This window comes from Mixta sp. BE291 (genome assembly GCF_031457955.1).
Taxonomy (GTDB): Bacteria; Pseudomonadota; Gammaproteobacteria; order Enterobacterales; family Enterobacteriaceae; genus Mixta.
Genome location: NZ_JAVDXN010000006.1, coordinates 285,961 through 312,268, shown reverse-complemented (window position 1 = coordinate 312,268; position 26,308 = coordinate 285,961). Strand labels below are relative to the sequence as shown.

Annotated in this window: 23 protein-coding genes, 1 tRNA gene, 1 pseudogene and 1 riboswitch; of the genes and pseudogenes, 11 read left to right on the top strand and 14 right to left on the bottom strand. The window is 53.4% G+C overall.

Going from position 1 to position 26,308, the window contains the following annotated elements; translation table 11 throughout:
• Positions 1–2: 2 nt before the first annotated feature.
• On the bottom strand, positions 3–947 hold the full coding sequence (locus J2X14_RS15985; protein ID WP_352412158.1) for a 2-hydroxyacid dehydrogenase: 945 nt from the start codon (positions 945–947) through the stop codon (positions 3–5).
• A gap of 96 nt (positions 948–1,043) precedes the next feature.
• Between J2X14_RS15985 and J2X14_RS15980 the strand changes: the two genes are divergently transcribed.
• Positions 1,044–1,946 (top strand): LysR family transcriptional regulator, encoded by a 903-nt coding sequence (locus tag J2X14_RS15980; protein ID WP_352412157.1) that lies wholly within the window; start codon positions 1,044–1,046, stop codon positions 1,944–1,946.
• On the opposite strand, the gene J2X14_RS15975 is transcribed toward J2X14_RS15980, so the two are convergent.
• The 3 genes and pseudogenes from J2X14_RS15975 to J2X14_RS15965 form a co-directional block, all read right to left on the bottom strand.
• Positions 1,939–2,955, bottom strand: a complete 1,017-nt coding sequence (locus J2X14_RS15975) for an AI-2E family transporter (protein WP_352412156.1) — start codon at positions 2,953–2,955, stop codon at positions 1,939–1,941. The two genes, J2X14_RS15980 and J2X14_RS15975, sit on opposite strands and share 8 nt — an antisense overlap.
• A gap of 503 nt (positions 2,956–3,458) precedes the next feature.
• A pseudogene (locus J2X14_RS15970) lies at positions 3,459–3,690 on the bottom strand (phage integrase); the annotation flags it as partial.
• 516 nt (positions 3,691–4,206) lie between these two features.
• Entirely contained in the window at positions 4,207–4,917 is a 711-nt protein-coding gene (locus J2X14_RS15965; RefSeq protein WP_352412155.1) for a hypothetical protein, read from the bottom strand.
• Between the two features lie 68 nt (positions 4,918–4,985).
• Here J2X14_RS15965 and J2X14_RS15960 point away from each other — a divergent pair, with 68 nt between their 5' ends.
• Positions 4,986–5,243 (top strand): hypothetical protein, encoded by a 258-nt coding sequence (locus tag J2X14_RS15960; protein WP_352412154.1) that lies wholly within the window; start codon positions 4,986–4,988, stop codon positions 5,241–5,243.
• 393 nt (positions 5,244–5,636) lie between these two features.
• On the opposite strand, the gene J2X14_RS15955 is transcribed toward J2X14_RS15960, so the two are convergent.
• A tRNA-Ile gene (locus J2X14_RS15955) sits at positions 5,637–5,712 on the bottom strand.
• A gap of 209 nt (positions 5,713–5,921) precedes the next feature.
• Here J2X14_RS15955 and mug point away from each other — a divergent pair.
• Positions 5,922–6,440 carry a G/U mismatch-specific DNA glycosylase gene (gene mug / locus J2X14_RS15950; RefSeq protein ID WP_352412153.1) on the top strand — a complete coding sequence of 173 codons (519 nt, stop codon included), beginning with the start codon at positions 5,922–5,924 and terminating at the stop codon, positions 6,438–6,440.
• Between the two features lie 158 nt (positions 6,441–6,598).
• Here mug and rpoD read toward each other — a convergent pair whose 3' ends face one another.
• From rpoD to rpsU, 3 genes are all read right to left on the bottom strand, one after another.
• Positions 6,599–8,443, bottom strand: coding sequence for an RNA polymerase sigma factor RpoD (gene rpoD, locus J2X14_RS15945; protein ID WP_352412152.1), 1,845 nt, complete (start codon positions 8,441–8,443; stop codon positions 6,599–6,601).
• A gap of 278 nt (positions 8,444–8,721) precedes the next feature.
• Complete coding sequence (dnaG, locus tag J2X14_RS15940; RefSeq protein ID WP_352412151.1) at positions 8,722–10,467, bottom strand: DNA primase; 1,746 nt, start codon at positions 10,465–10,467, stop codon at positions 8,722–8,724.
• 121 nt (positions 10,468–10,588) lie between these two features.
• Entirely contained in the window at positions 10,589–10,804 is a 216-nt protein-coding gene (gene rpsU, locus J2X14_RS15935) for a 30S ribosomal protein S21 (RefSeq protein ID WP_001144069.1), read from the bottom strand.
• A 301-nt stretch (positions 10,805–11,105) separates the two neighbouring features.
• Here rpsU and tsaD point away from each other — a divergent pair, with 301 nt between their 5' ends.
• Positions 11,106–12,122: a tRNA (adenosine(37)-N6)-threonylcarbamoyltransferase complex transferase subunit TsaD gene (gene tsaD / locus J2X14_RS15930; RefSeq protein ID WP_352412150.1), complete on the top strand. Its 1,017-nt coding sequence runs from the start codon at positions 11,106–11,108 to the stop codon at positions 12,120–12,122.
• 204 nt (positions 12,123–12,326) lie between these two features.
• On the opposite strand, the gene plsY is transcribed toward tsaD, so the two are convergent.
• On the bottom strand, positions 12,327–12,926 hold the full coding sequence (gene plsY, locus J2X14_RS15925) for a glycerol-3-phosphate 1-O-acyltransferase PlsY (RefSeq protein ID WP_352412149.1): 600 nt from the start codon (positions 12,924–12,926) through the stop codon (positions 12,327–12,329).
• Between the two features lie 107 nt (positions 12,927–13,033).
• Between plsY and folB the strand changes: the two genes are divergently transcribed.
• Positions 13,034–13,393 (top strand): bifunctional dihydroneopterin aldolase/7,8-dihydroneopterin epimerase, encoded by a 360-nt coding sequence (gene folB, locus J2X14_RS15920; protein ID WP_352412148.1) that lies wholly within the window; start codon positions 13,034–13,036, stop codon positions 13,391–13,393.
• Between the two features lie 167 nt (positions 13,394–13,560).
• Positions 13,561–14,379, top strand: a complete 819-nt coding sequence (gene bacA, locus J2X14_RS15915) for an undecaprenyl-diphosphate phosphatase (protein ID WP_352412147.1) — start codon at positions 13,561–13,563, stop codon at positions 14,377–14,379.
• A gap of 50 nt (positions 14,380–14,429) precedes the next feature.
• Here the strand turns inward: bacA and J2X14_RS15910 are convergent, their stop codons facing one another.
• Together J2X14_RS15910 and J2X14_RS15905 are read right to left on the bottom strand one after the other, a co-directional pair.
• Positions 14,430–15,665 carry a multifunctional CCA addition/repair protein gene (locus tag J2X14_RS15910; RefSeq protein WP_352412146.1) on the bottom strand — a complete coding sequence of 412 codons (1,236 nt, stop codon included), beginning with the start codon at positions 15,663–15,665 and terminating at the stop codon, positions 14,430–14,432.
• Between the two features lie 184 nt (positions 15,666–15,849).
• Positions 15,850–16,470: a TIGR04211 family SH3 domain-containing protein gene (locus tag J2X14_RS15905; RefSeq protein WP_352412145.1), complete on the bottom strand. Its 621-nt coding sequence runs from the start codon at positions 16,468–16,470 to the stop codon at positions 15,850–15,852.
• Positions 16,471–16,678: 208 nt separating this feature from the next.
• Here J2X14_RS15905 and J2X14_RS15900 point away from each other — a divergent pair, with 208 nt between their 5' ends.
• The 3 genes from J2X14_RS15900 to hldE all read left to right on the top strand — a co-directional run bounded on the left by J2X14_RS15900 (position 16,679) and on the right by hldE (position 22,370).
• Positions 16,679–17,983 carry a CYTH domain-containing protein gene (locus J2X14_RS15900; protein WP_352412144.1) on the top strand — a complete coding sequence of 435 codons (1,305 nt, stop codon included), beginning with the start codon at positions 16,679–16,681 and terminating at the stop codon, positions 17,981–17,983.
• A 20-nt stretch (positions 17,984–18,003) separates the two neighbouring features.
• Positions 18,004–20,862 (top strand): bifunctional [glutamate--ammonia ligase]-adenylyl-L-tyrosine phosphorylase/[glutamate--ammonia-ligase] adenylyltransferase, encoded by a 2,859-nt coding sequence (glnE, locus tag J2X14_RS15895; protein ID WP_352412143.1) that lies wholly within the window; start codon positions 18,004–18,006, stop codon positions 20,860–20,862.
• Positions 20,863–20,948: 86 nt separating this feature from the next.
• Positions 20,949–22,370, top strand: a complete 1,422-nt coding sequence (gene hldE, locus J2X14_RS15890; protein ID WP_352412142.1) for a bifunctional D-glycero-beta-D-manno-heptose-7-phosphate kinase/D-glycero-beta-D-manno-heptose 1-phosphate adenylyltransferase HldE — start codon at positions 20,949–20,951, stop codon at positions 22,368–22,370.
• A gap of 51 nt (positions 22,371–22,421) precedes the next feature.
• Here the strand turns inward: hldE and ubiK are convergent, their stop codons facing one another.
• Complete coding sequence (gene ubiK / locus J2X14_RS15885) at positions 22,422–22,910, bottom strand: ubiquinone biosynthesis accessory factor UbiK (protein WP_352412141.1); 489 nt, start codon at positions 22,908–22,910, stop codon at positions 22,422–22,424.
• Between the two features lie 146 nt (positions 22,911–23,056).
• Positions 23,057–23,208, top strand: a riboswitch (FMN riboswitch).
• 97 nt (positions 23,209–23,305) lie between these two features.
• On the opposite strand from ubiK, the gene ribB reads away from it, so the two are divergent.
• Positions 23,306–23,962, top strand: coding sequence for a 3,4-dihydroxy-2-butanone-4-phosphate synthase (gene ribB, locus J2X14_RS15880; RefSeq protein WP_352412140.1), 657 nt, complete (start codon positions 23,306–23,308; stop codon positions 23,960–23,962).
• A 51-nt stretch (positions 23,963–24,013) separates the two neighbouring features.
• On the opposite strand, the gene J2X14_RS15875 is transcribed toward ribB, so the two are convergent.
• On the bottom strand, positions 24,014–24,397 hold the full coding sequence (locus J2X14_RS15875; protein WP_352412139.1) for a cell wall hydrolase: 384 nt from the start codon (positions 24,395–24,397) through the stop codon (positions 24,014–24,016).
• Between the two features lie 151 nt (positions 24,398–24,548).
• Positions 24,549–25,316: a zinc transporter ZupT gene (gene zupT, locus J2X14_RS15870; RefSeq protein ID WP_352412138.1), complete on the bottom strand. Its 768-nt coding sequence runs from the start codon at positions 25,314–25,316 to the stop codon at positions 24,549–24,551.
• Between the two features lie 194 nt (positions 25,317–25,510).
• Between zupT and ygiD the strand changes: the two genes are divergently transcribed.
• Positions 25,511–26,296, top strand: coding sequence for a 4,5-DOPA-extradiol-dioxygenase (gene ygiD / locus J2X14_RS15865; protein WP_352412137.1), 786 nt, complete (start codon positions 25,511–25,513; stop codon positions 26,294–26,296).
• The last annotated feature ends 12 nt before the right edge of the window (positions 26,297–26,308 follow it).

The following is a 26,308-nucleotide window of genomic DNA, read 5'->3' as shown; positions in this document are numbered from 1 at the left end:
GGTCAAACTTTATTTGGCGGCGTCTCGCCATTAAAACAGGCGGCCAGATTGCGCAGCACGATATCGCCCATCTCCAGGCGGGTCTGCTGGGTGGCGCTGGCGCGGTGCGGTTGCAGCGTGACCTGCGGCAGGGTAAAAAAGGCTTCCGGCACATGCGGCTCATTAGCAAAGACATCCAGCCCCGCACCGGCGATGCGTTTATGGAGCAGCGCGTCCAGCAGCGCCGCTTCATCCACCAGTTTTCCGCGCGCGACGTTAATAAAAAAGCCGTCGCTTCCCAGCGCATCCAGCACCGAGGCGGTAATCATCACCTGGCCGCCGTCCGCCGAGGCCGCCAGCACCAGCACGTCCACTTCGCGCGCCAGCGCATGCAGATCGTCAATAAACCGCCACGGCAGTTCAGGGCGCGGCGTGCGGCTGTGATACAGCACCTCCATCCGGAACGCATCGGCGCGTCGCGCTATCGCCGTGCCGACCTGACCCATGCCAACGATGCCCAGTTTGGCACCGGTGACCTTACGCGCCAGCGGCAGCTGGGTTTCCGGCCAGCGACCCGCGCGCAGCACCATCTCCGCCTCGCTCATGCGGCGCAACGTGGTGATAAGCAGACCAAACGCCATATCCGCCACGTCATCCGTCAGCACGCCAGGCGTGGTGGTCACGGCGATATCGCGGCGCGCCGCATGGGTTAAATCCACCGCATCCGTGCCGATGCCGCTGATAGCGATGATTTTTAACGCGGGCAGGCGATCCATGGTGGCGTTATCCAGCCCTTTTGCGCCGCCGGTCACCACGCCCTGAATCAACGGGCCGACTTCATCCAGCAGGGCGCTGGCATCATGAGCCTGATAAAGGCGGTGCAGGTGATAGCGGGCCTGTAACTGTTGGTCGATAGCCTCCGGCAGCGGCTGAGTTAACAGAATATGAACGGGAGAAGCGTCTTTCATGATTGCGGTCCATTAGTGGGGAATAGAGCCAGCATGGACGGCGTAATAATACCTGTCTAATATAAATCGGGTATGCATTGATACAAGGTTTGAATCATGGAACTGCACCAGCTGAACTGTTTTCTGGCGGTAGCCGAGGAGCTTAATTTTAGTCGTGCGGCGGCGCGCCTGAATATGACCCAGCCGCCGCTAAGCCGTCAGATCCAGCTGCTGGAAAAAAGCCTTGGGGTGATCCTTTTCGATCGCAATAACCGCCACGTTCAGCTGACCGCCATGGGCGCACAGCTGTTAAAGGAGGCGCGGCTGATTCTGAAGCTAAGCGATCGGCTGGCGTTGTCTTTGCAGCAGAGCGCGGCGGGCGAGACCGGCAGCCTGTCGATGGGGTTTACCGCCGTTTTCTCCTGGGCGTTTATTCCCAGCCTGCTGAAAGAGATGGCGCTACGGCTGCCGGGCGTGACGTTCGATCTCTATGAGCTGGTATCGAACAAGCAGATCGCCGCTATTAAAAATAATCAGCTGGATATCGGTTTTGTGCGCCATGTGCCGCCCGATCCGCGGCTCGCCTGGCTACCGCTTAACGCTGAAAACCTGATCGCCGCGTTTCCCAGCGATCATCCGCTGGCGCGTAAACGTAAAATTCCGCTGACGGCGTTTAACCACGAGCCTTTCTTTCTGTATGCGCAAGATGAGGCGCGTTATTTCTATGATCGCATTACCGATCTGTTTGTTTTCCACCAGATAACGCCCGATTATAAATATCAGCTGGCGCAAACCCACACCATTCTGGGGATGGTTAACGCCGGTTTAGGCTGCGCTATCGTACCCGCCTCTTCAAAAACGCTTGGCTTCGCCAACGTGACGTTTATTACCCTGGAAGATGTGAATATTCAAGCGCTTAACTTCCTTGTTTACGCTAAAGATAATCCTAACCCGGTTTTGGGCAATTTTTTGAAGGCGATAACAGAATGGCATGCGCAAAATGATGAGCCGGTTAAATAAGCTGTTTTTGCGCCAGTTCCGTTTTCAGCCAGGCATAAAATATCGGCGCCGCGACTACGCCTGCAATGCCAAACAGTGACTCGAAAATAAGCATCGCCAGCAGCAGTTCCCACACTGAGGATTGTATCTTCGCGCCAAAGATTCGGGCGTTAATAAAATACTCCGCCTTATGAATAAGGATCAGGTAGATGATGACAACAATCGCTGCCTGCAGGCTAACGGAAAGCGCCACCAGCGTGACCAGCGTATTGGAGATCAGGTTGCCAATAATCGGCAGCAGGCTGCACAGAAAAGTCACGAAGGTGAGTGTCTTGGTATAGGGCAGGTGATAGCCCAGCAGAGGCATGACCAGATAGAGAAATATGCCGGTAGCCAGCGCATTAAATGCGGCCACTTTCACCTGAGCGGTTACCACGGCGCTGAAGACTTTTCTGAATGTCATAATGCGCTGCAAAAGATAATATTTCAGATTCGGCGTTGCGCCGGTTTGCTTATGTGACGCCAGAGAAACAAGGATGGCCAGGAAAATCCCTACGAAAGTCACAGCAAAAAAGTGCAGCGCTTTTTGTCCCGCATTTTGCAGGATATAAATATGCGTTTGCAGCCAGGTAAACAGGGTGCTTTCAATATCCTGATAGGTTTTGGGCATATAGTCGCCAAGAACGGGATAGAGTTTGTCATGCGCCTCACTGACGACATCATTCACCTTACGGTAAAAGTCGCCTTCGCTGGTGAAGTCCAGCGTAAAAACGTTATACAGCAGCATAAAAATGCCGAAAACCGCCGCCACTAACACCAGGCTGATAAACATCACCGCCAGCCAGCCTGAGACTTTTGACCGCAGATAGCCCTGTGAGCGTACCCGAAAAGCGTTAATGATTTCAAAGGTGACCATGCCCGCCAACAGACAAGGCAGCAGCCGCAGCGGAAACACCAACAGCGCCGCCGCAATGGCAATCAAATAGGAAGCGATTTCGCAGGCGGCTTCCTTCCTTAATGCAACATTCATTATTTAATCAGTCCTTTAATTCTTTTCAATGGAATCAGAATGCGGCCGCGTGCGTTTCAGGTTGTACGCCGTTTGCCATGAGTAAAATTATATGCAGAAACAGAATGATGATATCCCATCGGCTTCCGGAAGTGCGTGAAGTATAAACTCTTCTTCGCCATGACCAAACGCTGGGCGCATTCGTGGAGCGCGTTGTTCCTGCTGTCGGACTCGTGAATGAACGCGTCGGGGGCTCAACGTCCCTCCTCGGTGATGCGGAAGGGGGAAAGAATTGAACCGTAAGAGGAATTACGCAGAGCACATTGAATAGATAAAACCTCTCTGATTCGCACTATGTTATCGCCAAAAACTTTCAAGGTCCGAGAGGGTATTGGCTGAATAATGCCTTTTATTTCAGTGGCTTTTCGAGATTTTACCAGCCCCTGACTGAGCCACTGATGTCATGCATCAGAGCGAGTAAGTATAATTTTGAATCGATTAATGAATTGGTAGGTGAATAGCTTTTTGAACTCGCACACGTTCTCTAACGGGTTCGGTGCGGCCCATTCATCTAACCGCCGCAGCTCATTAAACATTGCCCTGAAATATGCCAGTTCTAAATTAACCATGCGCGGCGTAACTGTCTTCACTCGACTGGAGCGGGTGATCTTTCCGCTTAACCACTGTTCGGCTATAAGACGCAAAAACTTTCGCGTTAAACTCGGTTACGGGCGAGTTTAACATCGCCTCACAAGCAAGTTTTGGCTTCTATTCTTTGGGTACTACATCAACTTGAAACGTTGACTGGTAGTCCGGCTGAAAACAGGTTGCTTCGATCGGCAATACTTGAGGCTTTGGTTGAGCGTCAATCACTTTCACGTTCAGATTTTGCTGGACGCAGACCCAAATAGTTGCGTGATGCTATTAATAGCAAAGTGGATAAAATCTATTTGGACAGTATCCTGGAAATTATTGATGGACAAGACACCCTCAACGAGGTTTAGTCTTCATCGGAAAAAAGGGCAAGGATGCCCGTCTGTGAAATTTATTTAAAATCCGAAAAAAAGTTCATCTAACTATCGTTATTATCTTTCCGCAATCAATACCATTTGTTGTATTTAATATAGATGAAAGAAACAACAAGAATCCAGGTGAAGCTAAGCCACGCCGCATATTCAGGAAGAAAACGTACAAAAACGTAAATCCCCATCAGGATGATAGCGGCTGGCACTAAATAAAAAAATGACTGTATAAGCCATAAAATTGCGCGCTTCATTTGCTTAATATCTCATACAAAGCATCTGCAATTTTTTCTTCATTATTATCTCCAGAATTTATTTGGTAGATTATTTTTGACATTTGAGGTTCCACAAGAAAATAAAGCATTTCAATATTTTCTTTGCATAAATCTTGGTAATATGAAGGATCTTGGAATTTTAATCTGTTGGCGGCAGATGCGGCTATTTGTGCTTTGGCATAAAGCGTGGTTCCGTTCACAAACCACGTTGAGAAAGAATTGACAAGATTGATATGGTTTTTTTTAAAGTCGGTACTGTTAAGCACTAAGTTAGCAAGTGTCATTGATAGAGCCAATTTGCTGGCTTTGACAGAAGCGTGCTCTGCTGCTTTACCTAACAGTCGTTGAATATGAGAGACAAGATTATTGCTTTTATTATCGCCGAGGTTTTTTAGCGTTTTTCGAAAGTAAATTTCAATCATATCCAGTGATACATCGTTTCTTTTATAAATTTCACCCAAAGCAAAAACCAATCTTTTATCTTGATGCCAGGTGTCACGACATGAGCTACGGTAATATTCATTTGGCACAAAGCATGAGCCGTAATTCATAAGGCGTTGTCCACCCAATTTTACCTTTTCAATAGTAGATATATGGTCTGCATGAATGTCTTTTAATGAATGAGTGAGTGCAATCGCTAAATTTTTATTAGCCTGCATCTTCAATTGCAAATAGGTTTGTGACATACCTTACCTCCTTGCTGTATCATTTATATAATTTTTGATCGTGTTCACCAACGAGGGCAAGAAAAAAGATGCGAAGAGCAAAAAAAACATTAATTTACGTTCCTGTTGTGATTATTTTTTTTGTTATTATACCAGAAGTTATTTTTCGGATATTAACATCCGAGCAGCTTGCTCGGGTTAGCGATTTCACTAGCTTAGGAGGGTTATTCAATCCTCTATTATCGCTACTAATTTTTTTGGGTGTTTTCTCTATCGTTCTGGCTATTATCATGGTTTCCGTCACAGGTAAAATTTATCGATTAGGGTTACGCTTAAAAGATAAATAAAACCGGCTCGCTGTTTAAAATTTAGCAAACGTTGATCCAGAAACGGGCAGTGTTTGTTGGCATGTTTATCCCGATAACAGCATAACAGGCTCGCTGGTACTGGTCGCAGATGCGGCTCTGATTCGTTAAGTTCCGTATAGGGCCAGAGAATGCCAATTGCCGGGACGGCTGGTAAAACTATTTAATGCGGAGCCGTCAGCGTCTTCAACAGCGGGATAATTTTGATGACTTCTCACTTACCATCATAGGCCGGTTGCGGCAGCCTGGGATTTTTTACGTCAGCGAAAGCGTTATATAAAATAATCTGTCGCCATTTTGTCGCCACTCAAAAATCAAAAACAAAAAAGCCACTCCGAAGAGTGGCTATAAGTCGCTGATCTAACAGCTGAAATCTGGTGGCCCCTGCTGGACTTGAACCAGCGACCAAGCGATTATGAGTCGCCTGCTCTAACCACTGAGCTAAGGGGCCTGTGGGGCGGGATTATAAAGTAACTTGGCGGGACGATCCAGCAATCACTAACCGGTTGGCGCATTTTGCAGCAATTCAATCGATTGAAAATCCTTCATTTCTTTCCCCGCCGATGCGGCAACAGGATATGTCGCAAAGCGGCGTGCTTTATCCGCCTGATTGCTAATAATGCGCCACAATAGAACGTAACAAACAACAGGAGAACAGGGATGAGTGAACATACCATTACCGATATTATCGCCCCCGGCCTGCGGGTAGTGTTCTGCGGCATCAATCCGGGGAAATCTTCGGCGCATACCGGTTATCACTTTGCTTACCCCGGCAACCGTTTCTGGAAAACGCTCTGGCTGGCCGGTTTTACCACGCGGCAGCTTAAGCCGGAAGAAGAGCTTCAGCTGCTGGATACCCGCTGCGGCATTACCATGCTGGTAGAAAGGCCGACAAAGGAAGCCAGCGAGCTTTCTACAGGCGAACTGCGTGAGGGCGGCAGGTCATTGATTGAAAAAATACAGCATTATCAGCCCGCGGCGCTGGCGGTGCTGGGCAAGGATGCGTTTAAAAAAGCGTTTCGTCAGAGCAAAGTGGAGTGGGGCAGGCAGGCGATTACCGTAGGCGAGACAGAAATATGGGTGCTGCCGAATCCTAGCGGGCTGAATCGCGCTACGCAGGAGAAACTCACGGAAGCTTACCAGGAGCTGGAACAGGCGCTGGCGATGCGGGGGCAATAACTTTTGCTGACAGGTGACTGGCAATGCGGGGACAGTACTATGCCAGGCATGTACAGACGATAATACCAGGCGCTGGCAATGCGCGGACAGTAATGAATCCGGCGCGCAGGCAATAAAAAAGGCCTCCCGGTGGGAAGCCTTTTTTGCCGGTAGCGTGCTTAGTCGTCCAGGAAGCTACGCAGCACTTCAGAGCGGCTCGGATGACGCAGCTTACGCAGCGCTTTCGCTTCAATCTGACGAATACGCTCACGGGTAACGTCAAACTGCTTGCCGACTTCTTCCAGCGTATGGTCGGTGTTCATATCGATACCGAAGCGCATACGCAGCACCTTCGCTTCACGCGCAGTCAGGCCAGCCAGAACGTCATGCGTCGCGGAACGCAGGCTCTCTGAAGTGGCGGAGTCCAGCGGCAGCTCCAGCGTGGTGTCTTCGATAAAATCACCCAGATGTGAATCTTCATCATCACCAATCGGCGTCTCCATAGAGATCGGCTCTTTAGCGATTTTCAGCACCTTACGAATCTTATCTTCCGGCATCAGCATACGCTCAGCCAGCTCTTCCGGCGTCGGTTCGCGCCCCATCTCCTGCAGCATCTGGCGTGAAATACGGTTGAGCTTGTTAATGGTCTCAATCATATGCACCGGAATACGGATGGTGCGCGCCTGATCCGCGATAGAGCGGGTAATCGCCTGACGAATCCACCAGGTAGCGTAAGTTGAGAACTTATAGCCACGGCGATATTCAAATTTATCTACAGCTTTCATCAGGCCGATGTTGCCTTCCTGAATCAGATCCAGGAACTGCAGGCCGCGGTTGGTATATTTTTTAGCGATAGAGATAACCAGACGTAGGTTAGCCTCAACCATCTCTTTCTTCGCACGGCGCGCTTTCGCTTCACCGATCGACATGCGACGGTTGATATCTTTTACCTGTTCAATCGTCAGGCCGGTCTCTTCCTCAATCTGCATCAGCTTTTGTATGCTGCGCTGCACATCTTCTTCAACGTCGCGCAGCTTTTCAGACCAAGGTTTGTTCATCGCCAGCGCCGCCTGGAACCAGGTTGGGCTGGTTTCATTACTGGTAAACAGCGTAATGAAGTTCTTCTTCGGCATTTTGCACAGTTCAACACACAGCTTCATGATGATGCGCTCTTGCGTACGCACGCGCTCCATCATTTCACGCATGTTGTTGACCAGATAGTCAAACTGCTTCGGCACCAGACGGAACTGTTTAAAGACTTCAGACAGCTTCTGAATCTCTTCAATCGCATCCGCGTGGCTGCGTCCCTTGGCTTTAATCGTCAGACGTGTCGCTTCATACTGATCGCGCAGCTCGATGAATTTTTCACGCGCCAGTTCAGGATCGATGCTGTTGTCATCGTCGCTGCTGTCGCTGTCGTCATCATCTTCTTCGTCATCTTCATCGGCGCGTTCTTCTTCAGACAGCTCAGAACCAACGTGAGTCGCGGTCGGCGCCAGATCTTCTTCTGCGTTAGGATCGACAAAGCCAGTAATCAGATCGGAAAGGCGTGATTCGCCCGCCTCAACGCGATCGTACTGTTCCAGCAAATAGGTAATCGCTTCCGGATATTCGGCTACGGAACACTGCACCTGGTTGATACCGTCTTCAATACGTTTAGCGATGTCGATTTCGCCTTCGCGCGTCAGAAGTTCGACAGTACCCATTTCACGCATATACATGCGGACAGGATCGGTGGTGCGTCCGATTTCAGATTCTACGCTGGATAACACTTGAGCTGCCGCTTCAGCCGCATCTTCATCCGTGTCGGCGCTGTTTTCGTTCAGCATCAGATCATCGGCATCAGGCGCTTCTTCTACCACCTGAATGCCCATGTCGTTGATCATCTGGATGATGTCTTCGATCTGATCGGAGTCGACGATATCTTCCGGCAGATGGTCATTGACCTCGGCATAGGTCAGATAGCCTTGCTCCTTACCACGGGTGACAAGTAGCTTAAGCTGTGACTGCGGGTTTTGCTCCATAAGACGGTATCCACACTTCTGTTAATTTGATTGGTGTCGGGTCGGCTACAAGGCCAACAATAACAGTGGGGGCGTTTGGATTATTGCCGCTGCCCTCGTAGCGGCTGTCAGGGTCTGCCTGAGTATAAATCGGCACTTAAGCCGCTAAGTTTTGCTGCTGAGACTGTCATGCTTATCCTTTCGCTTGCCGACCTGAACAACACATTCTCACCACAGCGGGCAGAATGAAATGCGTCGGCTGCACCCGTACGTCTCTTAATACCGGCGCGATCGCGGAACTATTTTTTTGCCAGCGCCTGGCTTAACGAGCGAACTTCTTCTCGCTCTTCAGGGCTAAGGCCGTGCGTTCTGGAGCGTGCGATCAACGCTTCCAGCCGCTGCTCCAAAGCGGAGTCATACATTTTCGCCAGAGAGTCCTGGAACATCGCCTCGACTTCTTCATCAACGATCATGTGGTTCCATGTCGCCAGAGTTTCAAGGTGCTGGCTAAAATTTGTGCCGCGATATAACTCTAGTAGCTGGCCAGTGGTCAGGCCAGGATTTGCGATGCAACTCTTTACCAGCTCCATAAAAAGCGGCAATCCCGGCATGTTGAGCTGTTCCAGCCCCTGCAACGAAGGCACCATCGCCGCCAGCTGCGGATTTTGTACCAGCAGCCCTACAAGTATACGCATAGTTGTGCGTTTTAGCTGGGGCGCCGCAGGCTGCACGCCGCTTTCAGCCTGTTTCGGCATCAGCTTTTCCAGCTGGCTGTCATCCAGAATGCCGAGCATATTGCCCAGCTCCTGACGCAGGTAAATGCGCAACGTTTCGCCCGGGATCTGCGTAATCAACGGCAGCGCCAGCGTACTTAAACGCGTACGGCCATCGCGGGTACTCAAATCAACCTGCGGCAGCAGTGTATCGAACAGGAAGCTGGAGAGCGGCGATGCCTGCTCCATCCGCGCTTCAAAGGCGTCTTTGCCTTCTTTACGTATCAGCGTATCGGGATCTTCTCCGTCGGGCAGAAACATAAAGCGTAGCTGACGTCCGTCATTCATGTAAGGCAGCGCGGTTTCTAATGCGCGCCAGGCCGCTTCACGCCCGGCCCTATCGCCGTCATAACAGCAAACCACGGTATCAGTGCTGCGAAACAGCAGCTGAATATGGTCGGCGGTGGTGGAAGTGCCTAATGAAGCGACAGCGTAATCAATGCCAAACTGCGCCAGCGCCACCACATCCATATAACCTTCCACCACCAACAGCCTGGCCGGTTCGGGATGCTGCTTTTGCGCTTCATACAGGCCATACAGCTGGCGGCCTTTATGAAAAATATCGGTTTCCGGCGAGTTCAGATATTTTGGCGTGCCGTCACCTAACACACGCCCACCGAAACCGATAACGCGGCCGCGCTTATCGCGGATGGGAAACATCACGCGATCGCGGAAGCGATCGTAGCTGCGGCCTTGATCGTTGGTAACCAGCATACCGGCATCCGTTAACGACTGGCGATCGTCAGGATTACGGCCAAAGCGCTTCAGGGCGTTATCCCAGCCGGGCGGCGCAAAGCCGATAGCAAAATGCGCGATCACTTCATCGCTTAATCCGCGTTGATTGAGATACGTGCGTGCGCCAGCGGCCTGTGACTGCGTCAGCGCCTGCTGATAGAACTCGGCCAGACCCGTCATGAGCTGATATAAACTCTGGCGCTGATGACGTTCCAGCTGGCTGGGACCGCTGCCCGCTTCATAGGGCACTTCCAGCCCGTGTTGCGTTGCCAACTCTTCAATGCTTTCGACAAACTCCAGACGATCGTAGTTCATCAGGAAATCGATAGCATTGCCGTGGGCACCACAGCCAAAGCAGTGATAGAACTGTTTCTCACCGTTAACGGTGAAGGAAGGGGTTTTTTCGTTATGGAAAGGACAGCACGCGTGGAAATTCTTACCCTGTTTTTTCAACTTAACGCGGGCATCAATCAGATCCACAATGTCCGTGCGGGCAAGTAAGTCATTAATAAAAACGCGTGGAATTCGTCCGGCCATAAGCCCCGTTTTCTTCGCTCATAAACGAAAATAAGCCGCGCTTCCTTCCGGAAAGCACGGCCTCTAACTTGACTCTGTCTGCGTTTAACACGCGGTGGAAGCGCGAAGCCTCCGAAGGAAACTAGTACAGACGAGTGCGGCGTGCGTTTTCGCGAGCCAGTTTCTTGGCATGACGCTTAACAGCAGACGCTTTAGCGCGCTTACGTTCAGTAGTCGGTTTTTCATAAAACTCACGACGACGAACTTCAGCCAGAACGCCTGCTTTCTCGCAGGAACGCTTGAAGCGACGCAGTGCTACGTCGAACGGCTCGTTTTCACGTACTTTAATTACCGGCATGTAACTCTCACCTCGATAAATTCGGTCTTTTGCTGACGTCAGCGTCAGCTCATTTCAAAATGGTGCGGAATTTTACAACAATCGCGGCTGCGTTGTAAAGCAACATTGCGCTTTTCAAACCAACAGAGCCCCTGGCGGCTGCCGGTTTTTTGCAGGCCAAGGAGTATACCGTATAGCGCGCAGCTGCGTTCACTCTTTTTTCGTTTTTCGTTCATAAAACAGACAGTCGTCCCAGAAAATCGCCTCAGCGTGCGTGCTGGCTGTGATACACTGCGCGCCGCAACTGAGAGGTAAAGCAACCATGCGCGTTCTGGGTATTGAAACATCCTGTGATGAAACCGGCATTGCCATTTATGACGATGAGGCCGGTTTGCTCGCTAATCAACTCTATAGTCAGGTGAAAGTCCATGCCGATTATGGCGGGGTGGTGCCGGAGCTGGCTTCGCGCGATCATGTGCGTAAAACGGTGCCGCTGATTCAGGCAGCGTTAAAAGAAGCGGGTCTGCAGGGCAAAGATATTAATGCGGTGGCGTATACCGCCGGTCCTGGCCTAGTGGGCGCCCTGTTAGTCGGCGCGACCATCGGCCGCTCTCTGGCATTTGCCTGGCAGGTGCCTGCGGTGCCGGTACACCATATGGAAGGGCACCTGTTGGCGCCGATGCTGGAAGATAATCCGCCAGCGTTTCCTTTTGTTGCGCTACTGGTATCGGGCGGCCACACGCAGCTGATCGGCGTGACCGGGATTGGTGAATATACGCTACTGGGCGAATCAATTGATGATGCCGCCGGTGAAGCCTTCGATAAAACCGCCAAACTGCTTGGGCTGGATTATCCTGGCGGGCCGTTGCTGTCACGTATGGCGCAACAGGGCACGGCGGGCCGCTTCACATTCCCGCGTCCCATGACCGACAGGCCAGGGCTGGACTTTAGCTTTTCAGGTCTCAAAACCTTTGCAGCGAATACCATCCGCGAAAACAGCCATGATGCGCAGACGCAGGCTGATATCGCGCGCGCTTTTGAGGATGCGGTGGTGGATACGCTGGCAATCAAATGTAAGCGAGCGCTGGATCAAACCGGTTTTAAACGGCTGGTGATGGCGGGCGGCGTCAGCGCGAACCGAACGCTGCGGGCAAAGCTGGCGGACGTGATGCAGGCGCGCGGCGGCGAAGTGTTTTATGCGCGCCCTGAATTCTGCACGGATAACGGGGCGATGATCGCTTACGCCGGTATGGTGCGTTTAAAAGGCGGTACGCGCGGCGAGCTTGGCGTTACCGTGCGTCCTCGCTGGCCATTAGCTGAGTTACCCGCGATTGCATAATAGCGCTAAAAGATGCTGTTATTTATAACAGCATCTTTATTCCATTTTTAGTTGCCCACGATTTTATTCATCAACCCGCCAAAGATGGGCACATCGTTGACAGTATTTCTTTCCATTAAATCACAGCAAAAGCAATGCTGAGGGATAACAGCGTCTTGTCACCGGGGGACGGAAAAAGATAAACCTGGCAGCAAGCTCATTGCCTTATTTTTTGTTTTTCTTTTTCCATATTTTGCCTTCCTGTCCACGCCATAACCGTTGGATATTATCGTGATGGCGTAACAGAATCAGGCAGGAAAGCATAGCAACGGGGAAAGTAAACTGCGGCTTAAACCACCAGACATAGAAAGGGGCGATAAGCGCGCTGACAATCGCGCCCAATGAAGAGTAACCGCTTAGCAGCACGGTGAGCAGCCAGGTGCCGGTCATCAGGCCGGTGAGATCCCAGCCGATAGGCGCGATGGCACCAAAGGCAGTGGCAACCCCTTTACCGCCGCGAAAACGGAAGAACACCGGATAGATGTGGCCCAGGCAGGCGGCGATAGCCGTCAGGCCAAGGTAAATCGGCGAAATGCCTAATGACCAGGCAAGCCAGACGGGCAGCATACCTTTAAGAACGTCAAAAACCAGTACGGCAGCCGCAGCGCCTTTGCCGCCTATCCTTAGCACATTCGTCGCGCCGGGATTGCCGGAGCCGTTATGGCGTGGATCGGGAAGACGTGCGAGCCGGCAAACTAAAATAGCGCTGGAAATGGAGCCGCACAGATACGCGAAAATAATCATACCAAGCGCGATTGCACTCATAACACCGTTCCGTTTCGTAAGGGTCGTTTTATTCTCATCATCAGTGGATAATACGCACAATTCGCCGGAAGTGGTATCCGGTTAACGCAAAAACAGAGAGTGCCTGCATGGATATCGTATTTATTGAACAGCTGTCGGTAATCACCACTATTGGCGTTTACGACTGGGAACAGACCATCCAGCAAAAGCTGGTTTTCGATATCGAATTGGCATGGGATAACCGCCAGGCGGCGGCCAGCGATGATGTGAATGATTGTCTGAGCTACGCGGATGTTGCCGCGGTCATTATTGAGCATGTCGGGCAAGGGCGTTTCGCATTGGTAGAACGGGTCGCGGAGGAGGTCGCTACCATGCTGATGACCCGCTTTGCCACGCCGTGGGTGCGCATCAAACTCAGCAAGCCCGGCGCCGTGGCGCAGGCGGCGCAGGTTGGCGTAATCATTGAGCGCGGAACGCGTCAGCGCTAGCGGGGACAATTCTGAAATAGATCCAATGTGATTGCTATCACAGTGAAACCGAACCACATTATGGCTGTCAAAAACGCGGCGTTACGCTGAGTTGGCGCATTTTCTCGCGGCTACGTTCCTGACGTCCGCTTTTTTAATGGTTTACACATTGGGGTAGAGGATATTTGATGGCAGATATTCATCAGCTTTGGGTGGCTGCAATCCTTGGCGTTGTGGAAGGATTGACGGAGTTTCTCCCAGTTTCATCCACGGGGCACATGATCATTGTTGGACATCTGCTGGGTTTCGAAGGGAATAAGGCAGAAACGTTTGAAGTTGTGATTCAGCTTGGTTCTATTCTCGCCGTGGTATTTATGTTCTGGCGGCGTCTGTTCGGCTTAATCGGCATCCATTTCGGCGAAGTTAAGCATGAAGGCGTGGGTACCGGGCACCTGACGCTGATTCATATTCTGCTGGGCATGATTCCAGCGGTGGTGATCGGCCTGGCCTTCCACGATCAAATCAAAACGCTGTTTAACCCCATTAACGTGATGTATGCGTTGATCGTCGGCGGCGTGCTGCTGCTGGTGGCAGAATTCTTTAAGCCGAAACAGCCAAAGGCCGCAGGGATTGATGATATCACTTACCTGCAGGCGTTTATGATTGGTTGCTTTCAGTGCCTTGCTCTCTGGCCGGGCTTTTCCCGTTCGGGTGCGACCATCTCCGGTGGGATGCTGATGGGCGTGAGCCGCTATGCCGCCTCTGAATTCTCTTTTATCCTTGCCGTGCCAATGATGATGGGCGCTACCGTGCTGGATCTCTATAAGAGCATGGGCTTCCTGACGATGGCGGATTTCCCGATGTTCGCGGTGGGCTTTGTTACTGCCTTTATCGTGGCGCTGATTGCTATCAAACTCTTCCTGCATATCATCAAGCGTATCTCTTTCGTGCCTTTTGCCATCTACCGTTTCATCGTAGCGGCTGTGGTTTATATGGTATTTGTATAACCGCTATCGGCAGCAAAAAAAGGAGGCGCATGCGCCTCCTTTTTTACGCCTTAAGCCTGATGGCTTTGACGTTCCCGCCACTTTTCCAGCGCCTCAATGCGACGACGCGTCAGCTCCTCACGCACCTGCGCACCTTTAAACCCGGCTTCCACCACGGCCTTGGGCGCAACCGCCTGCACAACAGCAAACGCCTCGTGCAGATAGCGTCCTTGTGGATAATCGTTGTTTTCCCACCCGGCACGTCCGCGCGCATCCGCTTCGCTGGTTTGCGCCAGCTGGTTAACGCGCTGCGGTTTACGCCAGGCATCCATCCGATCGAACAGCGCAACCAGCCGCTCGGCGGTCTGATTTTCAACGGTATGCACCACATCGTGAAACTCCGCCACCAGCACGGAGAGATCGCGGATATGATTCGGGACGCGCAGGCGGCGACAAATATCCTCCACCAGCGGCACGCCAGCAAGGCCGTGCCCCGGATGGCTGGGCCATTTTTCCGGCGGCGTTAGTCCTTTTCCTACGTCATGACACAGCGTGGCGAAGCGCACATCGACCTCCGCCGTGAGCTGAGCAGCGATAGCCACAGTCATCAAGGTATGCACGCCGGTATCAATTTCCGGATGCCATTTGGCCGGTGCCGGTACGCCGAAAAGGTTATCGATTTCCGGCAGCAGCACTGCCAGCGCGCCGCAGTCGCGCAGCACCTGAAAGTAGACCTGGGGATTGGGCGTGCGTAGCGCGTTTTCCGTCTCTTTCCAGACGCGCTCGGCGGTCAGATGCGCCAGCTCGCCGCTGACGGCCATGGTACGCATCAGCGTCATGGTTTCATCGGCAATGCGAAAACTTAAATGCGCGTAGCGGGCCGCAAAACGCGCAACGCGCAGGACACGCAGCGGATCTTCAACGAAAGCCGCAGAGACATGGCGCAGCAGGCGTTTTTCCAGATCTAACCGGCCATGATAAGGATCGATATAGTTGCCGTTTTCATCCTGCGCGATCGCATTAATCGTCAGATCGCGTCGCTGAAGATCCTGCTCCAGCGTGACATCCGGCGCGAACCAGGTCACAAATCCGGTATAGCCGCTGCCCGATTTACGTTCGGTGCGGGCTAACGCATATTCTTCCCGGCTGACAGGATGCAGAAAGACCGGAAAATCGCGTCCTACCTGCTGATATCCCTGCTCCAGCATTATTTCAGGCGTAGCGCCTACCACCACCCAATCTTTGTCTTTGACCGGCAGCTTCAGCAAACCATCGCGAACCGCGCCACCGACAAGGTAAGTTTTCACTACGGAGTTTCTCCAGAGTTCAGCAAGTTAATATCAGGCGTGCCGACGCCATCCTTCCAGACCGGCAAAAAGTGTCCGCAAGGCATATTCAGTCACAACAATAGCAGAATTACGGGTATGACAGCAGCAGGGCGCATGATTAGCCCTGCTGCGGTCGCGATAAGCAAAAAAGCGTGGTGGCGTGTTAGTTCATCCAGCGATTATTCTGCTTGCGGCACGGGATCATATGCGGCAACAGCAGACCCAGCAGCAAACCTACGCCTGCGACGCCGCCGCCATACATAAACCATTGCATAATAATGGTGCGCTGCTTGTCATCCAGCTGTACGTTCGCGGCATTAACCTTCTTCTGCGCCACGATCAGCTGATTGCGCAGCTGCTGATTTTCTTCTTTCAAACCGTTGATCACGGCATCGCTGGCCGCCACTTTTTTCTGCATATCCGATGTGCGCTGGTTCCAGCTGCCGTCGATATTAGCCAGCTTATCGGTAAGCTCTTTTACCTGCTGCTGAAGCTGCGGCACGCGCGTGCGCAGGCTGGGCTCGACGCTCAGCTGCGCCAGCGGGATCCAGTTGGTTTTTCCTTCTGCATCACGGATCTGACCGTACTGAGTAGTGCCATTGGTTTGCAGCAGGGTAACTTGTTCACCGGCATTCAGCTTGCCAACCAGGCGATATTGATCGCCCGGACCGCTACGAACCCAGGTGGATAATTCATCAGAAATATAGCGTTTTTCTTCGGCGTGGGCGGGGGCAGTAACGCTGAAAGCCAGCAAAGTCAGGCCAATAAAATGTGATTTTTTCATTCGATATCGTTTTTTCATCTGTTCCGGAAAAATTTTAGGGCACAGTCTGGATAGGCTACGCAAAAATCTGAATGAGAACTATCCTGGTCTCAGAGTGATGCGGTCATGCTCGCGAAAGCATAATAAAGCAGAGACAGCAGCGGGTTATCTGCATTACTCTTCGGTTTATTCCTGAAATCTGCGCCAGTGAAAGATTGAATGAGAAATTATGACCATTGAAATTGAGTTAAAGTTCATTGCTACGCCGCAGGCGGCAGAAAGGCTGGGTAGCCAGCTGGCTGCCTTGCCCCATCAATACAGCGCACCGCTGGCCCTGACCAACACCTATTTTGAAACGCCGGATAACCAGCTGCGCCGCTGGGATATGGGGCTGCGTATTCGCGGCATTAATGAAACCTGGGAAATGACGCTGAAAGTTGCCGGGCAGACGCTGGGCGGCCTGCATCAGCGCCCGGAATACAATGTCGCATTAACCCAACCGGAGCTGGATATCGCGCGTCTTCCTGCGGAGATCTGGCCTGAAGGTTGCGATCTGAACGCATTACAGCAGCAGCTTAAGCCGCTGTTTACCACGCACTTTAAGCGTGAGCGCTGGCTGGTCACCTATGGCAACAGTGAAATCGAAGTGGCGCTGGATCGCGGTGAGGTGAGCGCGGACGAATTCAGCGAGCCGCTACAGGAAATCGAGCTGGAGCTAAAACAGGGCGATCTGGCTGACGTGCTGGCGCTTGCTGCGGAACTCGGCCAGGCGGAAGGTTTGCGCCTTGGCAGCCTGAGTAAAGCGGCACGCGGTTACTGGCTGGCGCAGGGGAAACCGCAGCAGCCAGTCCGTCCGCTGCCGATTCTGCAGGCAAAACCCAAAGCCACGGTAGAAGAGGGGATGCAGGCGGCGTTAACGCTGGCGCTTAAGCAGTGGCAGTATCATGAAGAGCTATGGCTGCGCGGTGAAGCGGCGGCGCGTGAAGCGATTCTGGAAGCGCTGGAAACCGTACGCCAGACCTTTACGCTGTTTGGCGCGCTGGTGCCGCGTAAGGCCAGCAACGCCCTGCGGCAGAAGCTGACCGGCCTGATTGAAACGCTGGAAAATACGCAGCCGACAGCGCAGGAGATCTGCTACAGCCCGCAATGGCTGGATGCGCAGCTTACCTTTACCAGCTGGTTGATTAACGCTGGCTGGCAGCCCTTTATCGATCAGAAAAATGCCGCCCGGCTGCAAGGCTCGTTTAAACGCTTCGCCGATATCATGCTGGGGCGCGTGGCTGCCGATCTGAAAGAAACCTTTATGACGATACGTCAGCATAACGAGTATCTGGATAAACTGACGCGTCTGTCACGTCAGCTGCTGGCCGTGCATTTGCTGGCTGGCGCCTATCCGGCGCATGACGTCGAGAACTGGCTACAGCCCTGGCGGCAGCTGGCGCAGGCGATTCAGGCGGATCGTTATCATGAGCTGGATCTGCTGTGTCGCCAGGCGCTCAGGCAGCCTGCCTTTTGGCTTAACGGCAACGTCTGATCATTTTTCAGGGAGAAGCTATGCTGCCAACCTTAACCGGACCGCTGCCTGAACAGCTGCAGCAACAGGCGGAGAAAACGGCGGAGCGGCTGCAATGTTCGCTTGCGTCATTGAGTCTGCAACAACAGGCGATGCTGGCCTTCAGTGATTTTGTTGCCGATAGTCTGCAACAGCATCCGGAATGGTGGCAGCAGCTCACACAGCAGGCTCCGCAGCCCGATGAATGGCGATATTACACCGAATGGCTCAATGAACAGCTGCAAACGGTAACGGATGAAGCGACGCTAATGCGCCAGTTGCGTCTGTTCCGGCGTCAAATGATGGTGCGCATCGCCTGGATGCAGACCACCGGTGAATGCAGCACGCAAGAGACGCTTCAGCAGCTGAGCGTGCTGGCCGAAACGCTGATTGTCGCCGCGCGAGACTGGCTGTGGCAGGCCTGTTGCAACGATTTTGGCACGCCGTGTAACGCGGCGGGAGAGCCGCAGCCGTTGCTGATTCTCGGCATGGGTAAATTAGGCGGCGGCGAGCTGAATTTCTCTTCTGATATCGATCTGATTTTTGTTTGGCCGGAAAACGGCTCGACGCGTGGCGGACGACGCGAACTGGATAATGCGCAGTTTTTCACCCGGCTGGGGCAGCGCTTAATCAAAGTGCTCGATCAGCCAACGGCGGATGGCTTTGTTTATCGGGTTGATATGCGCCTGCGGCCTTTCGGCGACAGCGGCCCGCTGGTGCTCAGCTTTGCCGCGCTGGAAGATTACTATCAGGAGCAGGGGCGCGACTGGGAACGTTACGCGATGGTGAAGGCACGGCTGATGGGCAACAGCGACGATCGCTGGAGCCAGGAATTGCAGCAGATGCTGCGTCCCTTTATCTATCGCCGCTATATCGATTTCAGCGTGATTCAGTCGCTGCGCAATATGAAGGGCATGATTGCGCGTGAAGTGCGTCGGCGCGGCCTGAAAGACAATATCAAACTGGGCGCCGGAGGGATTCGCGAAAGCGAGTTTATCGTGCAGGTGTTCCAGCTTATTCGCGGTGGACGCGAGCGCACCTTGCAGCAGCGCGCGCTGCTGCCAACGCTCTCTGCTATTGAAGCACTGCATCTGCTGTCGCCGCCGCAGGTTAGCGCGCTGCGTGAAGCCTACCTGTTTTTACGTCGCTTAGAGAACCTGTTACAGAGCATCGCCGATGAGCAAACGCAAACGCTGCCGACTGATGGGTTAAATCAGGCACGCCTTGCGTGGGCGATGGGCTTTGCTGACTGGGCGGCATTACTTCAGGCGCTGGAACAACATATGGCGCAGGTGCGACAGATTTTTAATGAGCTAATCGGTGAGGATTCAGCGGACAGTGCGGAAGAGAGCGAAAATCAAGGCATGACCGAGCTTTGGCTCGATAAGCTTGAGCAAAGCGATCTGGAAGCGCTGCTGGCGCATTTTGATGAACCAGGTCGACAGCATATTTCGCGCACGTTGAACGATTTTCGGCAGGACGTGGATAAACGTACCATTGGTCCGCGCGGTCGGCTGGCGCTGGATCAGCTGATGCCGCGGCTGCTGCATGAAGTGTGTGCCCGCGCCGATGCGGATATCACGCTGCAGCGGTTGATTCCGCTGTTGTTGGGCGTGGTAACGCGCACTACCTATCTGGAGCTGCTCACGGAATCGCCCGGCGCGTTAAAGCAGCTTATTCGTTTGTGTGCCGCTTCGCCGATGATCGCCAGCCAGCTGGCGCGCTATCCGCTGCTGCTGGATGAGCTGCTCGATCCCGCGACGCTGTATCAGCCCACCGCAACCGATGCCTATCGGGATGAGCTGCGCCAGTATCTGCTGCGTATTCCGGAAGATGATGAAGAGCAGCAGCTGGAAGCGCTGCGCCAGTTTAAGCAGGTGCAGCATCTGCGTATCGCGGCGGCGGACATAGCGGGAACGCTGCCGGTGATGAAAGTGAGTGATCACCTAACCTGGCTGGCCGAGGCGATTATTCAGGCGGTGGTGCAGCAGGCGTGGAATATGATGACGCAGCGCTATGGACGTCCCTCGCATCTGCAGCAGGGAGAGCGCGGCTTTGCCGTGGTGGGCTACGGCAAGCTGGGCGGCTGGGAGCTGGGCTACCGCTCCGATCTTGATCTGGTTTTTTTGCATGATTGCCCCTCGGACGCAGTGACCGATGGCGAGCGCGCTATCGATGGCCGCCAGTTCTATTTACGCCTTGCGCAGCGGATTATGCACCTGTTCAGCACGCGAACCTCATCCGGCATTCTTTACGAAGTGGATGCGCGCTTACGGCCTTCCGGCTCGGCCGGGATGTTGGTCAGCACGCTGGACGCCTTTGACGAATATCAGCGTAACGATGCCTGGACATGGGAGCATCAGGCGCTGGTGCGGGCGCGCATCGTGTATGGCGAACCCGCGTTAAGCCAGCGCTTTGAAACCATCCGCCGCGAAATCCTCTGTTTGCCGCGCGATGCCGCAACCTTGCAAACGGACGTGCGCGCAATGCGGGAAAAAATGTATGCTCACCTGAGCCACAAGCATAAGGGCCGCTGGGATATTAAAGCGGACGAAGGCGGCATTACCGATATTGAATTTATTACGCAGTATCTGGTGCTGCGCTATGCGGCGCAGGAACCGAAGCTGGCGACATGGTCAGATAATGTGCGCATCCTGGAGCTGCTGGCGCGGCACAATAAAATAACGCAGCAGGAAGCAGAGGCGCTGACGCAGGCTTACGTCACTCTGCGTGATGAGCTGCATCATCTGGCGTTGCAGGAGCAGGCCGGGCACGTGGCGATGGAATCCTTTATGCGCGAACGGCAAGAGGTTCAGGATAGCTGGCGGCGCTGGCTGCAAACCTTGCCAGCAGAACGCTGAAAGAACCATGATGGGCGAATCAGCGTTTTAACATAGCTGTGCTATTATCGCGCGCAATATTTTTACTGCAGTCTGGAGTCTCTGTAATGAAAGTGACACTGCCCGAATTTAACCGTGCAGAAGTGCTGGTGGTTGGCGATGTGATGCTGGATCGCTACTGGTATGGCCCTACCAGCCGTATTTCACCGGAAGCGCCGGTGCCGGTGGTGAAAGTGGACAATGTCGAAGAGCGTCCTGGCGGAGCGGCTAACGTGGCAATGAACATTGCCGCGCTGGGCGCCTCGTCGCGCCTTATCGGCCTGACGGGCATTGATGATGCCGCCCGTGCGTTGGGCGTCAGCCTGCAAAACGTCAATGTAAAATGCGATTTTGTCGCGCTGCCGACGCACCCTACGATCACCAAACTGCGCGTGCTTTCCCGTAACCAGCAGTTAATCCGTCTCGATTTTGAAGAGGGATTCGCCGGTATCGATCCTGAGCCGCTGCATCAACGTATTGCCGCCGCGCTGCCGCGTTCCGGCGCGCTGGTATTGTCCGATTACGCCAAAGGGGCGCTGGCCAGCGTACAGCAGATGATTCAGCTGGCGCGCGCGGCCAACGTGCCGGTGCTGGTGGATCCTAAAGGCACGGATTTTGAGCGCTACCGTGGCGCGACGCTGCTGACGCCGAATCTCTCTGAGTTCGAAGCGGTGGTAGGTAAATGTCAGGATGAGACGCAAATTGTTGAGCGTGGCATGCAGCTGGTGGCGGACTATGAGCTTTCGGCGCTGCTGGTGACGCGCTCGGAAAACGGCATGACGCTGCTGCAACCCGGCAAAGCCCCGCTGCATTTACCTACTCAGGCGCAGGAAGTTTATGATGTTACCGGCGCAGGCGATACCGTGATTGGCGTGCTGGCCGCCTCGCTGGCCTCCGGCGACGATCTTGAGGCCGCCTGTTTCCTTGCCAATGCCGCTGCTGGCGTGGTGGTGGGTAAACTGGGTACCTCAACCGTATCGCCAGTGGAGCTGGAAAATGCTATCCATGCGCGTCCGGAAAGCGGCTTCGGCATTATGGATGAAGCACAGCTGAAGGAAGCGGTAGCGCTGGCGCGTCAGCGCGGCGAAAAAGTGGTAATGACCAATGGCGTGTTTGACATTCTGCATGCCGGTCACGTCTCTTATTTATCGAACGCGCGCAAACTGGGCGATCGCCTGATTGTAGCGGTAAACAGCGATGCCTCAACCCGTCGCCTGAAAGGCAGCAGCCGTCCAGTTAACCCGTTGGAAAATCGCATGATTGTACTGGGCGCGCTGGAGTCGGTGGACTGGGTGGTCTCGTTTGAAGAAGATACGCCGCAGCGCCTGATCGCAGGCGTGCTGCCCGACCTGCTGGTGAAGGGTGGTGATTACAAACCAGAAGAGATTGCCGGTAGCGAAGAAGTTTGGGCTAACGGGGGAGAAGTGCGCGTGCTGAATTTTGAGGACGGTATTTCCACCACCAATATTATCAAGCGGATTCGTTCATAAGCGCGAGCCATAAACGACGGCAGGCTAACGCTATGTAGCCTGCCGCGGGTATTAACGGTTCGGGTCTTCTGTCTTTACTACATCTTCTGAAGCTGGCGTTGCTGGCGTTGTTGGCGTTGCCGCAGGGATGGCCGCAGGTGAGGCCGGTGTGGCTGCGGGTGATGATGCCGGTGCAGAGGCTGCGTTTGTCTGCATGCCCGATGTTGTCTGGGTGCCCGACGTTGTCTGCTGACTCGGTGTTGCTGGTGACGCCGCAGGCGTTACCGGCGTGGTCGGCGTGGCTGATGTCGATGCATTGCCGCTCTGGCTTTCCAGGGCCGCCAGGCGCTGTTCCAGCACCGCCAGCTTTTCACGCGTACGCAGCAGTACCTGCGTCTGCACATCAAACTCTTCACGGTTTACCAGATCCATACGCGTCAGCTGCGCCTGCAGGACCTGGCGGATTTTCTTCTCAACATCATCGCCAAATTCGCGAATGCCTTTCGGCATTGCTTCATGTACCTGACGAGCAAGTTGTTCAATTTTTTTCGGGTCAATCATGGCCGTTTCCTGGTCGCAACAAAGTTAACTTAAGTGTAATGCCTGTCTGGAAAAGGATAAACCTAAAATGGCAGTTGCATATGCGTGATAAGCATATGCTGCTATTGTGCGTTGCCGGAGAAGTGGTTTGGCGTTATAGTAAATTCGCTTATTCTCAGGGCGGGGCGAAATTCCCCACCGGCGGTAAATCAGCATCAGCTGAAAGCCCGCGAGCGCTTCCGGTTTCACTATCGGAAGGTCAGCAGATCCGGTGTAATTCCGGGGCCGACGGTTAAAGTCCGGATGGGAGAGGATAACGGTTCTGTCGGGCCCCAGGCTCGCCTCGCGTTATTTTTATGCACTCCTCAAGCACGCCCTGATTCTGGTAACCACAATATTGATAAGGTTTATTTACCATGAATCAGACGCTACTTTCTGAATTTGGCACGCCGGAACAGCGTGTAGAACGCGCCATCGCCGCTTTGCGCGAAGGCCGTGGGGTAATGGTACTGGATGACGAAAACCGCGAAAATGAAGCAGATATGATTTTCGCGGCCGAAACCATGACCGTTGCGCAAATGGCTTTAACCATTCGTCACGGCAGCGGCATCGTCTGCCTGTGCCTGACCGAGCAGCAGCGCCAGCAGCTGGATCTGCCGATGATGGTAGAGAACAACACCAGCTCTTTCGGCACCGGCTTTACCGTAACCATTGAAGCGGCTCAGGGCGTGACAACCGGCGTTTCCGCGCAGGACCGTCTGACCACCATTCGCACCGCCATTGCTGATAACGCTCGCCCCAGCGATTTAAATCGTCCGGGCCACGTTTTCCCTCTGCGCGCGCGTGAAGGCGGCGTATTGTCGCGCGGCGGTCATACCGAAGCGACCATCGACCTGGTTTCATTAGCCGGTTTTAAACCCGCAGGCGTGCTGTGTGAGCTGACCAACGATGACGGCACCATGGCCCATGCGCCAGAAGCGATTGTTTTCGCCAAACAGCATGATATGCCGCTGGTGACGATTGAAGATCTGATCGCTTATCGTCGCAGCCATGAGACGCGTCAGGCAAGCTAAAACGTGCAGCCGCGTTCAGCAATAAAAAAGCCGGGTTAATCCCGGCTTTTTTTATCGTTTGGCGTAGAAGATATGATTGCCAATAGCTGCGGTTTGCGAAAAGGCGCTACGCCAGGCAGGCGTTACCGTTTGATTGTGATAGTAGGTTGCGCCATTAGTCACATCAGAAAGCTCGCCGTTAACAATTTGGTGAGCTATCTGTTGTGCCCGCTGCCAGCTTTTATCGTTGTTGTCTGGATAGCTGAATGCGTTCTTTTTTAAGTGAGTCCATGAAAATTGCTTTGGTGCGTAAACCACCGGACAAATTTGCTTAACATCCCAGTTAGCACGATTCATCGTTACCGATGCCACGGCTATCTGCCCTTTTAGCGGTTCCCCGCGTGCTTCATGATAGATATTCATAGCCAGACAAAGTATGGCGCCTTGAACCAGCATAATAATTTCGTAAATTCCGTCATTAACCAGAGGTTAAGGGAGTTTACGAAGCGGCAGAAAGTAAAAATAGCAGACAGGTCTCGAAAATTCCCTCAATGAACTATGTCATTGATATATCATTGCCTTCGTAATTATTTTCAGATTAATAGCATCAGCCGATTCCGCTGGTTTGCAGCAGCGTCAGGCTAAAGCCCATCACGGTCATACCGCATAAAACGCCATAGCTGGGATTACTGTGCGGATCGATATCACGCGCCAGCGGCATAAGCTCATCAACGGATAACGCCACCATAATACCGGCAACGGCCGCCATAATGGCTGCAATCAGCACCGGTGAAATTGCCGGACCTAACAACCAGAACGCTAATATGCCGCCAAGAATCTCCGCCATGCCGGAAATACAGGCCCAAAAAAGCGCCTGCGCTTTCGAGCCGGTCGCGGCATACATCGGGCCGGCCACTGCCAGGCCTTCCGGGATGTTATGAATTGCCACCGCTAAAGCGATGCCCAGCCCAAGTTCCAGATCGCTGCTGGCAGTTACAAAGGTTGCGATGCCTTCCGGGAAGTTATGCAGGCTAATGCCCAGCGTCAGTAAAATTGCGGTGCGTCGCAGGTTGCGCGTCGGCGGATTAGCCACCATCAAATCTTGCGGATGCTGATGCGGCAATAAACGGTCAAGAGCAAAGTAACCGAGCAGGCCCAGCAGAAACATGCCGTAGCCTAATAACGGCGACATGCCTGGCGTCTCCAGCGCCGCTGGCAGCATCTCCATCAGCGAGATGAGCAGCATAATGCCGGCAGCAAACCCCAGCGCAAAGGCCAGCATACGGTTGGAGGGTTTTTGTCCTATTACGCCTAAAAACGCGCCGACAAAGGTCGCTGCGCCAGCCAAAATAGTCAAAAGCAGAGGAACTGACATTATACTCTTCCCAATGATAATGATTCTTATCAAGGTTATTTAAATTCTGACAAAAAGCGAGGGGGTATTAGGTAAAGTTTTGTCTGACTGATAGTCAAAATTTTTGAACGTGTTTGTCATGCTTATCCGCCAGCATTCGCCCGTTAAAGCGCGTAAGGTACTTCTCAATCGAATCACAGCCTGTTGAGGATGCTATGAAACCCTTACGCATGCCCGCGCTGTTTTTGGGACACGGCAGCCCAATGAACGTGCTGGAAGAGAATGACTATACCCAAACCTGGCGCGAGCTGGGCGAAAAGCTGCCGAGACCGCAGATGATCCTGGCAATATCTGCCCACTGGTACACCCGCGGAACCGCAGTGACCGCAATGGAAAATCCACGCACGATTCATGACTTCGGCGGCTTTCCGCAGGCGCTGTTTGATACGCGTTATGCTGCGCCCGGCTCGCCTGAGCTGGCGCAAAAGATCGCCGGGATGCTGGCGCCGTTAGATGTTCACCTGGATCATAGCTGGGGGCTGGATCATGGCTCGTGGGGCGTTCTCATCAAAATGTACCCCAATGCGGACATTCCGGTGGTGCAGCTGAGCATTGATGCTACGCAACCCGCAGCATGGCACTTTCGGCTGGGGCAAAAGCTGGCGGCGCTGCGAGAGCAGGGGGTAATGGTTGTTGCCAGCGGGAATGTGGTGCATAACCTGCGCATGGCGCGCTGGCAGGAGGATGGCGAGGTGTATCCATGGGCCAGCGCGTTTAACCAGTACGTACGTGACAATTTGAGCTGGCAGGGCGAGGCGACAGCGCATCCGCTGGTAAATTTTATGCAGCATCCGGGGGCGGCGCTGGCTAACCCCACGCCAGAACATTATCTGCCGTTGTTATACATATTAGGTTTGCGTCAGCCAGACGAGGCCGTTACCGTGCCGATCGATGGCATGGTGATGTCCGCGCTGAGCATGTTATCGGTTCAGGTGGGATAACGTCGGAAGAAT